This window comes from Streptosporangiales bacterium (assembly GCA_009379825.1).
In the GTDB taxonomy this organism is placed as follows: domain Bacteria; phylum Actinomycetota; class Actinomycetes; order Streptosporangiales; family WHST01; genus WHST01.
On the sequence record WHTA01000106.1, the window covers coordinates 1 to 14,401 of the forward strand.

The window sequence follows — 14,401 nt, forward strand, 5'->3', positions numbered from 1 at the left end:
GCGGGACCGCGCAGACCGCGCCACCGGCACCGAGCAGCGTGAACGCGACGAGCTTGTCGTCGATGTCGTGCGCGATCGCGTTCCACACCGCGTGGAGAACCGCGGCGGCAAGCACGACCAACGAGTAGTGAACTACGCCCAGTGGGAGAGCCAGGAAGCCTTCCAAGCGATGCTCGCCGACCCAGTGGCGCAAGAGCACATGACGGCCATCACCGAACTAGCCACCGCCGACCTCCACCTCTACGCGATCTCCTCCATCCACCACACGTGAGCCGCCAAACCGCTCACTCGATGCGCTCCTCGAGTCGTCGCAGCACGGCTCGGAGATCTCCCATGAACCCGCTGACCCGGTCGTACGACTCCGCCGCGCCAATGCGTTCGATGGTCGCGACGATGCAGCGCCGGATTGCGTCGAGTTCCGTGCTAGGAATCGGCAGGTGGATCGTGTCGCCTTGGTCGGCATTCGCGCGGTGCGTGAGCAGTCTGACGCCCAACATGTTGCAGGCTTCCCAGTCCAGCCCGACCCGGGCGGAGAACGTTTCGGGAGACATGTATTCCGTCGTCTCTCGTACAGCCTCGAACCAGACGAACAGATCGTCGGGATCGATCGCCACCAGGGCCGGTTGTCGAACGAGTGAAAGCCGCCTCCCCGTAGATGGCATCGATGTTCGGGCGCGGAGTTGTCTCCTCGGGCTCGGCATGGCCCGAACCGTTGCCGCATGCCGACGAGCATCTTCTGCGCTGGTGTGGTCATTGCCGCTGCTCGTGAACGCGTTGAGCCGCAGAAGTGCGAGGTACCCTTCTGCGAGGTATCTACCAACGCGGGTATGGAACTCTTCGACACCGAGACCTTCAAGGGTCGCGATGAGGCAGCGCCGGATCACGCTGAGCTCGGCAGTGGGGATTGTGAGTCGGACCGTCCCATCGGCAGCGGCCTCGGCGCGATTTTGACGGACCTTATCGCCGAGCGCATCGCATGCGTCCCAGTCGATACCGATGCGTTCGGCAAAGTCTTCGCGAGGAACCTCTTCGGGCGCCTCCCGCGTAGCGGCGAACCAGATGAACAGGTCATCACTATGTACCTCGACTGAGGACCAACCCGAACTGTCGGTTGGTGACATGCTGCTCCCTAGCATCTGTTGCACTCACCTCAGGTCCCGAAGGGTTCACTTGTCTCTGAGTGCAATTGCCGGGAACAGCTTCAGGCCCTCGGCGAGGTATGGGCCGAGATGGTCGCGGATTCCCGCCGCTGGCTCGGTAGGGAGCGGCAGTTCCGCGAGCACCGCTTCCTCGATGTTGTCCGCTATCTCCCCCTCGCTGAGGCCGCGCTCCTCCATGAACCCGTCGGCGGCGTACTCGCGTTCGAACATGTCCATCAACTCCCGCCACCCCGGCCTGCGGCCGTGGCCGGCGAGTGAGTCCAGGTAGTCGTCGCATGCCCACCGGGTCGTCGTGGCGAGAAAATCCGCCGAAGGATCCACATCGGGCCTAGCTTGTTCGAAGAGACCGCGATAGGTCTGTCGTAGGTCCGGAAAGGCCTTGCCGATGCGGCGACAGATCTCCATGGCACCGCGCGCCGTTTTCATTGCGTCCAGCAGGCGTGGCCCGAGCTCGTCAACAATGGCAGCGCCACGCTCCCACGGGTACGGGAGGTTCTCCACGAACGCGACATGGATCAGCCCCATGACGTCGTCGTCGGGGTCATCCGGGTCTTCGACGTAGTGTCTCTCGAGCAGGTCGAGCAAGCGATGCCAGTCCGCCGAACCAGCCTCGTCATGCCTGGTGGCTTCGAAGTCTTCGACGGCCCAAACAGTGAGGTCATTGAAGAACGGGTAAGTGAGGGCGTTTCGCTCGTCGAAGTGTTCCTCGTAGAGGGACGAGAGGGTGGGTATCAACCGAACGATCTCGTGGATGAGATCCAACTGCCTCTGGGGTGCATACCTGGGGTCGGGGAGAAAGTTGTGATACGGAGGTCTCAGTTGTCCGAACAGGAATGACACGAAGGTCGAGCCCCTGGCTTCCGCGGTCGGGACGATCTCCGCAATTGTGTCCACTATGAATCTGGTGAGCTCGCCCTCGCGGTCGGCAAACTCATCGTTGAGGTATGCGACGGCTTCCCGCCACCCTGGACGGCGCCCTTCGCCACCGGTGGTGTCGTTCTCGTAGTCGTCGATCAACCACCTCAGCAGTTCACCGAAGAGCGCCTCGGGTAGCACTTGACCCTGTTCTCGACAATGCCTGGCGCGAGCTTCCATCAAGCCGGGCACGAGGTGTAGCAAGTCATCTCCGATCTCGGAGATGGTTGTCGGGTGTCGATTTGCTGCCGCCATCAGTGTCCGTTCAATGCCGCGACTAGGTTCTCCAACTCCGCTTCCGCTACCGCCCTATCGTGCGCACTGGCGTTTGGGCGTTCGTTGAGCCACCGCTGTAGTGCCTGCATCTCGTAGCCCGCCTTTTTCCGGTGCCACGTGTTCTTGGTTGCGCAGCCAGAAATTCGCTCCGCCCGGATCGCGTCCGCGGTCGTTCCGTCTCCTGCTCGGTCCGCGTTGTTCCCCTTACTGCCCTTGTAGAGGTTGTCCAGGATATTCCGGAGCTTGGTATCCGAGACCCGTGGCTGCACGGCGGGGGGACGTTGCGGATAGCGATGCTTGCGGACATTGGCCGACGAGGACTTGCTCCGCGCCTCGGAGTAGAGGTCGTGCACCGTCTTGCCGCCGGCCAGGGTGCCGGTGACGATTACGCCGGTGCCGTAACGGATTGCGCCGGTGCCTATGACCGTTAAGGGGACGCCGGCGATCGCCAGGGTGCCGCCGCTGGCGCCGGTTACGCCGGCGCCGCTGCCGGCGAGGCCGGCGCCGAGGATGACGATGCCCGCGCCGGCGGTGACGGCGGCGATGGCGAGGCAGAGCTCGTCGCGTTGGCGTTGGTCCATGCCGGCGAGAGCTTCGAGGAGGGTGACGCCGATGCTCTCCTGGTTCGCGGTCGCCGCTAGGTGCCTGGCGGTCTCGGCGACGTCGAAGAGTACGCCGACCGCGTTCGCCAAGTCGTTCGCGGCATTCGCGTGGTCCTGTCGGGCGCGGGCGAGCAGGCCGGGGCTGGCGTACTGACCGGAGACCGGTGCTTCGTCGCTACGTGACAGGGCCGCCGCACACTTGTCGTCCACCTTGGTGGCGAACGCCAGGATCTCCTTGCGCCGCCGCTCGTGCTCCTGGATCTTGGCGATCGGCGTGCCGGCGCCGGTGAACGTGGGGTTGCCCGCCGGCAGGTTGCTGATGACGCCGTTGCTGTCCACCTCGTAGCCGTCGGCCTCCACCGCGCGGTTGCGGGCGGCCATCTGCTGCTGGGCGACCGTCAGGCCGGCGGCGAGCGCGGCGAGCGCGACGTTGCCGGCTGCCAGCCGCATCCGCGTGGTGTCGATCGCCAGCCCGTTGACCGTCGCGACCACCGAAGCGTCGGGCTGGCCGCCGCCGCGCCAGTCCTCCTTGCGGTCGAGGGGTTCGAGCACCTGACGCCGGTACTGCCCGTACTCCCGCTTGAGCTTCGACGCGGCCTTGCTCAGGTCGGCGGCGGCGTCGTTCAGCGACCGCGGGTCGAGCCGCCGCAGGCCGGCGAAGGTCACCGACACGGGCCGCCCCACCGCCGGAACAGGTTCGCGCCGTCGTCGTCCGTACCCGTGACGACGTTCGCCGTCTGCGCCAGCTTCTCCCCGGTGCCGCGGATGTCACCGGCGACCTGGCCGATGCCGCCGGACACCTGCTCGACGTAGCGGCTCAGCGCCCGGTGGCTGGCCAGCTCGGTGATCCGGGCGAGCTGCGCGTTGTCCTCCGCCGAGTCGACCTTCGGCTTCGCGGTACGTACGTCGTCCCCGGTGGTCCGCGCCGCCGCGCCCCACGAACGCACGACGGCTGGCCGGATGGTGACGGACTTGCCCATCGCCCACCTCCCCTTACGACGATCGCCCGTCAAGGTAGAGGAGTCCGTGCCAGCGTGCCGGGAGTTGTCCACAGGCCGCGTCAGCCCTTCAGGCCGCTGCGCGCCACGCTCTCGATGACGTACCGCTGCGCGATCACGAACAGCACGATCACCGGAACGCTGGCCACCACCGCGCCGGCCATCGCGATCGGGTAGTTGGTCGACGCCGCGCCCTGCAGTGCTCGCAGCCCGGCCGGCAGCGTCAGCGCCTCCGGACTGAACAACACGTACACCGGCCACAGGAAGTCGTTCCAGTTGGTGAGGAACGACAGGACGCCCAGGGTGGCGAGTGCCGGCTTCGACAGCGGCAGCACTACCGTGGTGAACACCTGCCAGTGGCTCGCGCCGTCGAGCAGCGCTGCCTCCTCCAGCTCGCGCGGCAGCGAGAGGAAGAACTGCCGCAGGAAGAACACGCCGAACGCACCCGCCGCACCGGGGACGACCACCGCCCACAGCGAGTCGAGCCAGCCGAGCGCGCCGACCACGATGAAGTTCGGGATCACGAACACGAACGCGGGGATGAACAGAGTGCTCACGATCAGCACGAACAGCAGTCGCTTGCCGGGGAACTCCAGCCGCGCCAAGGCGTACGCGGCGGTCGACGCGGTCGCAAGGACGAGCGCCGCCTGTACAGTCGCAGCGACCATGCTGTTCACGAACCAGCGCAGCACGGGTGTGGTCGACGTCGTGCTGAACAGCGGTTCGTACGCATGGGTGGAGAACGGGTCGGGCAACCAGCTGATCGGCAGGCTCGTGGCGTCGCCGTTCGTCTTGACCGACGTCAGCACCATCCACAGCAACGGGAGTACGAAGACGAGCGTCAGCACCATCAGTACGAGGTAGAACAGAGACCTACGTAGCCCGGACGCCAGTCGCGCGCGGTCGCGTGTCGGCTTGGTGTCCTTCATCGGTCCACCCCGCTCCGCCGGAACAGCCGGAAGTTGACGATCGACACGATCGCAAGCGCCAACGCCAGCAGGTAGCCCATCGCGGCGGCCACGCCCTGTCGGTTGCTGGCCAGGCCGGTCTCCGCGATGTACATGATGGCCGACTTGGTGGCGTCGTCCGGGCCGCCGTTGGTGATCATCACGGGTTGGCCGAACACGTTCGCGGACGCCAGGATCGTCACGGTCAGCACGAACAGGGCGATCGGCTTGAGCCCCGGCAGGGTCACGTATCTGAACTCCTGCCACTTGCTTGCGCCGTCCACCCGGGCGGACTCGTAGAGCTCGCGCGGGATGTCCTGCAACCCGGCCAGGTAGATGATGGCGTTGAAGCCGAGCGTCCACCAGACGGTCACGCCGACCAACGACACCCACACCCACGGCAGCCCGTTCACCCACGGGGTGTCGCCGGGAAGGCCGAGCTTGTCGAGGTAGTAGTTGACCACCCCGACGTTCGGGTCGAGTACGTACCGGAAGAGCAGGCCGACCACGGCGACGCCGAGCACGTACGGCGCGAAGAACACTGCACGGAAGAACGTCCGGCCGGGGAAGCGCCGGTTCAGCAGCAGTGCAACGGCCAGTGGGCAGGCGAGCAGGAACGGCACCGAGAGCACGACGAAGATGCCCGTAGCCCCCATGCTCTTCCAGAAGTTGCCCGCGTCGCGGGACCCGGGGGTGAACAGCGAGGCGTAGTTCTCCAGGCCGACCCACGGTTTCATCGGCAGCAGGTAGTTGTAGTCGTGCAGGCTCACCCAGAACCCGTAGACGGCGGGCAGCACGATGAAGCCGCCGAACAACAACAGGTACGGCAGCAGGAACAGGTACGGGGCGAGTGCACGGTTCGTCCGGGGCGCTCTGCTGCGCGTTTGCGTTCGCACCGCGTGCCTCCTACGGACGGTCAGGAACCGTACTTCTTCGCGTTGTCCTCGATCACCTTGCTCGCCTTCCCGGCCGAGTCACGTAGGGCAGTCGCGGGGTCCTTCTTCAACAGCACGGCTGCCTCCACTCCGGCGTACAGCTCGAGCAACGCGTCGCTGATGCCGGCGACCGGCGGCGGGAACCGTACGTCTGGCAGCTCCTCCGCGAACGGCGCCTCGTACTTGCGTGCCTCGAAACCCTTGCTCTCCCTCACGGACTTGGCCGCTGGCACCTTGCCGCTCTTCGCCCACTCAAGCGAGTGCTTGCTCATGTAGTTGATGAAGAAGCGTGCCGCATCTTGCTTGTCGGTGTCGGGATCGGTCTGGCGCGGGATGGCGAACTGGTGGCTGTTCCCCCATACGCCACCTTGGTCGCCGATGGTCGGTACCGGCGCAGGCGTCCAGGTCAACCCCTCGGTGGCGTTGCAGTCGGCGATCTGCCAGATGCCGTTCCAGCAGAACGCGTTCTTGTTGTTCTTGAACGCGATGTAGTCGGCGTCCTGCCCGACGTTCTTCGGGCTGTAGCCCTTCTTCACCAGGTCCACGCACCAGGTGAGGGCATCGACGCCGGCAGATGAGTCCCACGTCGCCTTCGTCACCTTCTCGTCGAACAGCTCGCCGCCGAACTGCCACAGCAGCGACTCGAAGACGAACCCGCCGGTGAACTGGTACGGGGACATCCAGTGACCCTTGATGCCCTTGCCCTTGAGCTCGTCGAGCACGTCCAGGTACTCGTCGCCAGTGGTGGGGATGTCGGCCTCGCCCAGGCCGGCCTTCTCCAGCACGCCGAGGTTGACGTACATGCCGAGCGGGTGGATGTCGAGCGGGATGCCGTACCTGTCGCCCTTGTAGAGGCCGCCCTTCCAGACCTCGGGTGAGAAGTCGGCCTCGCCCAACTTGAGTGCCTTCGCCACGTCGTCGATCGGGACGATCACCTGTTGCGCGGCCTGAGTGGCGATGGTGTCGAGGTGCAGTGCGACGATGTCCGGGCCGTTGCCGCTGGTGACTGCCGCGGGCAGCTTCTGGTAGAACTCCTCCCACTTGTAGACGTTCATCTTCACGGTGATCTTCGGGTTGTCCTTGCTGAACTGCTGCACCAGCTTCTTGGCGAACGGCCCGTCGGCGCCGGTGAAGCCGTTCCAGAACTGCAGCGTGACGGCACCGCCCTTGTACGTGGCACCGCCGCCGCCCGAGCCGGTCTGCGCGTCGTTGCCGCCGCAGGCCGCGGCGAGTGCCATGGTGGCGCCGAGGCCGCCGGTGAGAGTGAAGAACCTACGCCTGCTCAGTGGTTCGTAGCGTTCGGTGTGACCCGTCATTGGGTCCTCCTCGTGGATGCGGAGTATTACGGTCGGGTTGCGGTGAGGTGGAGCGCGGTCCAGGAGACCGGTGGCAGCGTGACGGTCAGCTGCCGGTCGTCGACGGTTGCGTTCTCCCCCGGTCGTGGCCGTACCCGGTCGGGCGCGTGCACGTTGTTGCTCGCGCGGACGTCGTCGTCGGTCAGCACGGCGTGCTCGGTGACGGTCAGCCCGGGCAGTGGGCGGACGTCGATCGACAGGTGTACGGGGTCGGTGGTGGCGCGGTTGACCGCGAAGACCGCGACGTCGCCGGTCTCCTCGTCGTAGGTCGCGGTGAGCAGCACGGCGTCGACCGGGCCGTATGCCGCGGTGTCGTACGTCGCGGTGACCGGCTCGACGCGCAGCACCCGGCCGCGGGCCAGCCGGGCGGCATGCGCGAACGGCCAGAAGATGGTCTGGCGCCAGGCCGGGCCGCCGGGCTCGGTGCGGATCGGCGCGATGATGTTGGCCAGCTGCGCCTGGCAGGCGATGCCCACCCGGTCGGCGTGCCGCATCAACGTGACGAGGAACGAGCCGACCACTACGGCGTCGGCGACGGAGTACTCGTCCTGGATCAGCTGCCGGTGTTGCTCCCACGCCAGGTTCTGCGCGCCGGCGAATCGCTGCTGGTACCAGACGTTCCACTCGTCGAACGACAGCTTCAGCTGCCTCGTGCTGCGCTTGAGCGCGCGGACGTGGTCGCAGGTGGCGACTACCTCGTTGATGAATGCGTCCATGTCGACCGCGCTGGCGAGGAAGCTGGCCAGGTCGCCGTCGCGCTCCTCGTAGTAGTTGTGCAGCGAGATGTAGTCGACGTACTCGTAGGTGTGCTCGAGGACCACGCGTTCCCACTCGCCGAACGTGGGCATGCCGCGGTTCGAGCTGCCACAAGCGACCAGCTCGATGCCCGGGTCGACCAGCCGCATGGCCTTCGCCGTCTCCGCGGCCAGCCGGCCGTACTCGGTGGCAGTCTGGTGGCCGATCTGCCACGGGCCGTCCATCTCGTTCCCCAGGCACCACGTGCCGATGCCGTACGGCTTGTCGGCGCCGTGCTGCCTGCGTAGGTCGGACAGCTGGGTGCCGCCGGGGTGGTTGGCGTACTCGACCAGGTCGGCGGCCTCCTGGATGCCGCGGGTGCCGAGGTTGACGGCGAGCATCGGCTCGACGCCGGCCGTCCGCGTCCACTCCATGAACTCGCCCAGCCCGAACGCGTTGCTCTCGATCGACCGCCAGGCGAGGTCGATCCTGGTGGGACGGTCCGCCGGCGGGCCGACGCCGTCCTCCCAGCGGTAGCCGGAGACGAAGTTCCCGCCCGGGTAGCGCACGACCGTGACGCCGAGCTCCCGTGCCAGCTCGAGCACGTCCCGGCGGAAGCCCTCGGCGGTGGCCTGTGGATGGCCGGGCTCGTAGATGCCGGTGTACACGCACCTGCCCATGTGCTCGACGAACGAGCCGAACAGGCGGCGGTCGAGGTCGCCGATGACGAACGCCGGGTCGAGGGTGGCGTGCGCGGTGAGCACGTGGGATGCCTCCTGGATCGGTGTGCAAGCCGTTTTTACAACGTTGGAGATCGACCTGTAAAGAGCAGCTGTGGACAGTGACGGCGCCCTGTCCGCGTCGACCCGTACCGTGGCTGTCGACCCCGAGGGAGTGGCCGATGACCCAGACCGAGCAGCCAGACCCGGCGATGCGCGCCCGTGCCGAGGCGGTGCTCACGCAGCTCGCCGGGCCAGACGCCAGCCTGCGCGAGGACCAGTGGACCGCGATCGACCTGCTGGTTCGCGAGCGCCGGCGTGCGCTGGTCGTGCAGCGCACCGGGTGGGGGAAGTCGGCGGTGTACTTCGTCGCGACCGCGTTGCTGCGCGCGGACGGAGGCGGCCCGACGGTGATCGTCTCGCCGCTGCTGGCGTTGATGCGCAACCAGGTCGACGCGGCCGGCCGGGCCGGCATCCACGCGGCGAGCATCAACTCGGCGAACGTCGACGACTGGGACGCCATCCGGGCGGACGTGCTCGACGGGCGGGTCGACGTGCTCCTGGTCTCGCCGGAGCGGCTCACCAACCCGGCGTTCCGCGAGACCGTGTGGCCGTGGCTCGCCGAGCACGCCGGGCTGCTCGTCGTCGACGAGGCGCACTGCATCTCCACCTGGGGGCACGACTTCCGGCCCGACTACCGGCGGATCGCCACCCTGCTCGGCGACCTGGAGCCGCGCGGCATCCCCGTGCTGGCCACCACGGCCACCGCGAACGACCAGGTGACGGCCGACGTCACCGCGCAGCTGACCACCGCCGTGGGCGAGGCGCCGGCGGTACTCCGCGGTGACCTCGACCGGCAGTCGCTGCGCCTCGCCGTGGTCGATGTCGACTCGGTGGCGCGCCGGCTCGGCTGGCTCGCGACGTACCTGCGTGACCTGCCAGGCTCCGGCATCGTCTACACGCTCACCGTGGCCGCGGCCAAGGACACCGCGGAGCACCTGACGGCGGCGGGCTACGACGTGGAGTGCTACCACGGGCAGCTCGACGCCGACGAGCGCATCGCGCGCGAGGAGCGGCTGCTGAAGAACGAGGTGAAGGCCCTGGTGGCCACCTCGGCGCTCGGCATGGGCTACGACAAGCCGGACCTCGGCTTCGTCGTCCACCTGGGTGCGCCCGACTCGCCCATCGCGTATTACCAGCAGGTCGGGCGGGCCGGCCGGGCCACCGAGCGGGCCGAGGTGGTGCTGCTGCCCGGCGCGGACGACGAGGAAATCTGGTCGTACTTCGCCACCGCGAGCCTGCCGGACGAACAGGTGTGCCAGCGGATCCTCGACGCGCTCACCGCCGCGGGCGGGCCGATGTCCACCGCCGCGCTCGAGGCGAGCGTCGACCTGTCCCGCGGCCGGCTGGAGACGACGCTGAAGATCCTCGCCGTCGAGGACGCCGTGGTGCGGGTGAGCGGTGGGTGGACGGTCACCGGTGCGCCGTGGGCGTACGACCACGAGCGCTACGACGCCGTGCTGGCGGCCAGGAAGGCGGAGCAGCGGCGGATGCGCGCGTACATCCGCACCGAGAAGTGCCGGATGGCGTTCCTGCGCGACGAGCTGAACGACCCTGGCTCGGCGCCGTGCGGGCGGTGCGACAACTGCACCGGCAGGTACTGGCCGACGGAGGTGCCGGTAGCGGCGGCACGGGACGCGCAGACCAAGCTGCACCAGACCTGGCAGGCGATCCAGCCGCGTAAGCAGTGGCCGTCCGGGCTGGCCGGGCTGCAGCTGGCCGGTGGTGAGGTACGCGGCAAGATCCCCGAGCAGCTCCGTGCGGGCGAGGGCAGGGCGCTCGCCTCGGTGACCGACCTCGGCTGGGGCCAGCAGGTGCGGGAGCTGTTCCGGCCCGATACCGACGGCGCCGTCAGCCCCGGCATGCTCGACGCGCTCCTCGAGGTGCTGCGCGGCAGCGGCTTCCAGCAGGCCTGGGGCGGCAGCACGGGTGCTCGACCGGACGCCGTCGTAGCCATGCCGTCGCTGGGCCGTCCCCACCTGGTCGAGTCGGTCGCGTCCGGCGTCGCGTCCGGCCTCGGGTTGCCGCTGCTCGGTGCGCTGCACCGTACGCACCAGCGGCCGCTCGGCGGCTTCAACAGTGCGCGCCGGGTGCGGGCGGTGCACGACGCGTTCGCCGTGCCCGAGTCGCTGGCGGGGGTGCTCGCCGACCGGCCGGTGCTGCTCGTCGACGACCGGGTCGGTACCGGCTGGACGCTGACCGTCGCCGCCGCGCTGTTGCGTGCCGCCGGTGCAGCGGGCGTCTACCCCGTGACGCTGGCGGCCGGCGCCGGCTGAGCGGGTATACAAAGGCGCGGGCGTCCCCGGATACTGGCCGTGCCGACGACGAACAGGGGACGCCGTGCAGGACCAGCCACCCATCTTCCTCGTTTGGCCAGTAGGTGACCGTAGCGAGTCTCCCGGGTCGGCGGAGTCCACTCTTGCCGTCCTCGGTGACGACTACGAGGTCGTCTGGGAACGCCCGCGTACGGTGGGCCGCGCGTACGTCGACACCCCTGACCTCCGACTCCACCGCAAGGGCATGGCGCTCGTCCACGACCGTAGCGGCCGGGCGAGCGCGCGCGACGTGCTGCGCTTCACCTCGGCCGACACCTCGTCGAGCTGCCAGGTGGAACCGCTCGACTGGCCGGCGTACCCGACCGTGCTCCCCGAGCCGCTGCGCGCTCCTGTGGGGAGGGCCGCCAGCATCCGGGCGCTGCTGCCCGCGTGCGCGGCGCGGGTGCGGACCCGCGAGGCGCGGGTGCTCGACGACGAGACGAAGACCGTCGTACGGCTGTGGTGGGAGGAGCCCACGCTGGTCGAGCCGGCGCGTACCGTGCTCGATCCGTGGGTGTACGTACAGCCGGTGCGTGGGTACGGCGCGGATGCCGAACGCGTCGTCGAGCTGCTCACCGGGGCGGGCATGGCCCGTAGCCCCGACCGGGAGCCCGAGCTGGTCTTCCAGCAGGGGGCTGTGCTCGACGGAAGGACACGCCCGCCCCGGCCGGTCGACGCCACCCAGCCGGCGGACGTCGCGGTGGCCGCCGCGTTGCTGAACTTCCTGGACGCCGTCGAGGCGAACGTGGACGGTGCGGTCGACGACATCGACACGGAGTTCCTGCACGATTTGCGGGTCGGCGTCCGCCGTACGCGCTCGTTGGTGCGGCTGGCCGGCGACGTACTGCCGGCACGGCTGGCCGGCCGGTTCGCGCCGAAGTTCAAGTGGCTCGGCGACGTCACCACACCGAACCGCGACCTCGACGTCTACCTGCTCGGCTACGACCAGCTCACCGCGTCGCTGACCGTCGCGGACCCCGCCGAGCTGGAGCCGTTCCGCGAACACCTGGAGAAGGTGCGGACGCAGCGTCGGCGCGGGCTCGTCCGGGGGCTGCGGTCGGCGCGGCTGTCGAACCTGCTGCAGCAGTGGCGGGACGCGCTGACCCCGATCGCCGACGGCGAGGCGGGTGGCGCGGTGGCGGTCACGGCCGGCCAGCTCGCCAGCGAGCGCATCGCGAAGGCGCACCGCCGGGTGGTCAGGCGGGCCGGCAAGATCACCGTGGACTCACCCGCCGCCGACGTCCACGACCTGCGGAAACGGTGCAAAGAGCTGCGCTACCTGCTCGAGGTGTTCACGCCGGTGTGCGAGCGCAAGCCCGTACGCCGGGCGGTGCGCGACCTGCGGCGGATGCAGGACATCCTCGGCGCGTTCCAGGACGGGCACGTGCAGCGCCAGTCGCTGCGTACGTACGCCGAGGAGATGTTGGCCGCGGGCACGGCGACGGCGGCGTGCCTGCTGGCGATGGGTGAGCTGATCGCGACCTCCGACGCGAAGCTCCGGCTCGCGCAGGAGCACCTGGTCGGGCAGGTGGCGCAGTACCTGGACGACAGGTCGACCCAGCACGTACTCGACCTCACCGGCGGCGCGTCGTGAAGGTCGCCGCCGTCTACAGCGGCAAGGGCGGCGTAGGCAAGACCACGGCGGCGGTCAACCTGGCCCATCTGAGCGCGCTGGCGGGCAACCGAACGCTGTTGTGGGATCTCGACCCGCAGGCGGCCGCCCCGTACTTGTTCCGGGTGGAGCCGCGGATGCCGGGCGGTAGCACCGCCGTGGTGGACCGCCGTACGCCGCTGGACGACGCGATGAAGGGCACCGACTACGACGGCCTCGACCTGATGCCGGCCGACGCGACGTACCGGCACATGGACATCGACCTCGCGGACACCAAAGCGGACACCAAACGCCCCGCCCGCACGTTGCGGAAGGTGCTGACCCCGGTCGCCGGCGAGTACGACCTGCTGATCCTGGACACCCCGCCGAGCGTTTCACTGGTGTCGGAGAACCTGCTACACGCGGCGGACCTGGTGCTCGTACCGCTCATCCCGGCAGTGCTGCCGATCCGCGCGTTCGAGCAGCTGACCGACCTCGCCGCGGGCCTGGACAAGCGGCACCGGCCACAGTTGCGAGCGTTCTTCTCCATGGTCGACAACCGGCGCCCGCTGCACCGTGACCTCGTCGCGCAACTGACGGCCGAACGCGCCGACGTAGCCAGCGCCGCCGTCCCGTCCTGCCGATCGTCGAGCAAATGCCGGTACAGCGAGCCCCGCTGACCGCGTTCGCCCCAACCAGCACAGCCGCGGCAGCGTACCGAGCCCTCTGGGCAGAGCTAGCCCCGCTCCTGACACTGTCCCCTCAGTAACCGGCGACCACCGTCCGGCGAGGTACGCACCGCCCGCAAGGTGCGATGTTCGAGGCTCTCGGTGCGGCTGAGCTAGTCCGTCTGCTGGGCTGTCGCCTCAGTGGCCGGCGACCACGGTCCGGCGAGGCACCGCCCGCGATGTGAGATGTGCGAGGCTCTCGGTGCGGCTGAGCTAGTCCGTCTGCTGGGCTGTCGCCTCAGTGGCCGGCGACCACGGTCCGGCAAGGCACCGCCCGCGATGTGAGATGTGCGAGGCTCTCGGTGCGGCTGAGCTAGTCCGTCTGCTGGGCTGTCGCCTCAGTGGCCGGCGACCACGGTCCGGCAAGGTGCGCGCGTAGATATTCGGTAGCCGATGTCGAGGTGCTCGCTGTGGTCGAGCTCGTTCGGTTGTTGGCGCGTCGGTTCAGTGATCGGTGGCCGCTGTCTTGGCGAGGTATGCGTGGCCGCGCGGTGAGATGCGGTAGCCGACCTCGAGGCTCTCGGTGAGGCCGAGTTCCTTGAGCTTGCGCACGTCGGTCTTGAACGGTTGGGTGTCGCTGACGCGGGACATCGCGTCCGCACATGGCGGCGAGGTCGGGTGCCCGGCGGGCCGGGTGTGCGGCGATCAGGGCGAGCACGTCCGCGGTCCACGGGCCGTGCCGGCTGGCCCGATCCAGCCTGGCGAGCCGGTCTCGGATCTGCCCGACCTGGTCGTCGTCGAGATCGTCGTCCGCGCGCAGCTGCTCGCGGGGGTCGGCGCCGCCGTAGCTCAGCCGGATGCGGTAGATGGAGCCGGCGCGGCTGGCCAGGTACGACCGCAGGTCGTCGTAGTTGCTGCCGGCGGCCGCCGCGTCCGCCTCGGTGACCTGGTCGAGCGTGACCTCGTCGACCGCGTCGATCGCGACTAGGCCGATCGGCGTCCGGTGACGGGCACCGGCCTTCGCCCGCGGCCGGTCCCAGCGCCGGAACGCCAGGGTGACCCGACCTTCCTTGATGCCGTCGAGCACCGGCGGTGGGATCCGCATGCCTACTCCGGCATCAGCAC

The 14,401-nt window shown here is 68.8% G+C and carries 9 protein-coding genes and 3 pseudogenes; 3 read left to right on the top strand and 9 right to left on the bottom strand.

What is annotated here, in order from left to right; all coding sequences use genetic code 11:
• From GEV07_28390 to GEV07_28425, 8 genes and pseudogenes are all read right to left on the bottom strand, one after another.
• Positions 1–121: EamA family transporter (locus GEV07_28390; GenBank protein ID MQA06469.1), on the bottom strand; the 121-nt coding region annotated here is incomplete at its 3' end.
• A 163-nt stretch (positions 122–284) separates the two neighbouring features.
• Complete coding sequence (locus tag GEV07_28395) at positions 285–1,121, bottom strand: hypothetical protein (GenBank protein MQA06470.1); 837 nt, start codon at positions 1,119–1,121, stop codon at positions 285–287.
• A 45-nt stretch (positions 1,122–1,166) separates the two neighbouring features.
• Positions 1,167–2,330 carry a hypothetical protein gene (locus GEV07_28400; GenBank protein ID MQA06471.1) on the bottom strand — a complete coding sequence of 388 codons (1,164 nt, stop codon included), beginning with the start codon at positions 2,328–2,330 and terminating at the stop codon, positions 1,167–1,169.
• Positions 2,330–3,625 (bottom strand): hypothetical protein, encoded by a 1,296-nt coding sequence (locus tag GEV07_28405; GenBank protein MQA06472.1) that lies wholly within the window; start codon positions 3,623–3,625, stop codon positions 2,330–2,332. The genes GEV07_28400 and GEV07_28405 overlap by 1 nt, the downstream gene beginning before the upstream one ends.
• Complete coding sequence (locus GEV07_28410; protein MQA06473.1) at positions 3,616–3,933, bottom strand: hypothetical protein; 318 nt, start codon at positions 3,931–3,933, stop codon at positions 3,616–3,618. The genes GEV07_28405 and GEV07_28410 overlap by 10 nt, the downstream gene beginning before the upstream one ends.
• Positions 3,934–4,013: 80 nt before the next feature.
• Positions 4,014–4,880, bottom strand: a complete 867-nt coding sequence (locus GEV07_28415) for an ABC transporter permease subunit (GenBank protein ID MQA06474.1) — start codon at positions 4,878–4,880, stop codon at positions 4,014–4,016.
• Positions 4,877–7,071 (bottom strand): annotated as a pseudogene (locus GEV07_28420) (extracellular solute-binding protein). Before GEV07_28420 ends, GEV07_28415 begins: the two are co-directional and overlap by 4 nt.
• A gap of 104 nt (positions 7,072–7,175) precedes the next feature.
• Positions 7,176–8,603: an alpha-L-arabinofuranosidase gene (locus GEV07_28425; GenBank protein ID MQA06475.1), complete on the bottom strand. Its 1,428-nt coding sequence runs from the start codon at positions 8,601–8,603 to the stop codon at positions 7,176–7,178.
• Between the two features lie 221 nt (positions 8,604–8,824).
• On the opposite strand from GEV07_28425, the gene GEV07_28430 reads away from it, so the two are divergent.
• The 3 genes and pseudogenes from GEV07_28430 (at position 8,825) to GEV07_28440 (ending at position 13,377) form a co-directional block, all read left to right on the top strand.
• Entirely contained in the window at positions 8,825–10,978 is a 2,154-nt protein-coding gene (locus GEV07_28430; protein ID MQA06476.1) for a RecQ family ATP-dependent DNA helicase, read from the top strand.
• A 64-nt stretch (positions 10,979–11,042) separates the two neighbouring features.
• Entirely contained in the window at positions 11,043–12,611 is a 1,569-nt protein-coding gene (locus GEV07_28435) for a CHAD domain-containing protein (protein MQA06477.1), read from the top strand.
• Positions 12,608–13,377, top strand: a pseudogene (locus GEV07_28440) (AAA family ATPase). The gene GEV07_28435 and the pseudogene GEV07_28440 overlap by 4 nt, the downstream one beginning before the upstream one ends.
• A 403-nt stretch (positions 13,378–13,780) precedes the next feature.
• Here GEV07_28440 and GEV07_28445 read toward each other — a convergent pair.
• A pseudogene (locus GEV07_28445) lies at positions 13,781–14,381 on the bottom strand (hypothetical protein).
• Positions 14,382–14,401: the final 20 nt, after the last annotated feature.

What these genes read in the sequence shown, in the direction of transcription:
- GEV07_28395 (MQA06470.1), bottom strand. Translation starts at nt 1,121, where the DNA reads ATGTCACCAACCGACAGTTCGGGTTGGTCCTCAGTCGAGGTACATAGT.
- GEV07_28400 (MQA06471.1), bottom strand. Translation starts at nt 2,330, where the DNA reads ATGGCGGCAGCAAATCGACACCCGACAACCATCTCCGAGATCGGAGAT.
- GEV07_28410 (MQA06473.1), bottom strand. Translation starts at nt 3,933, where the DNA reads ATGGGCAAGTCCGTCACCATCCGGCCAGCCGTCGTGCGTTCGTGGGGC.
- GEV07_28415 (MQA06474.1), bottom strand. Translation starts at nt 4,880, where the DNA reads ATGAAGGACACCAAGCCGACACGCGACCGCGCGCGACTGGCGTCCGGG.
- GEV07_28425 (MQA06475.1), bottom strand. Translation starts at nt 8,603, where the DNA reads ATGGGCAGGTGCGTGTACACCGGCATCTACGAGCCCGGCCATCCACAG.
- GEV07_28430 (MQA06476.1), top strand. Translation starts at nt 8,825, where the DNA reads ATGACCCAGACCGAGCAGCCAGACCCGGCGATGCGCGCCCGTGCCGAG.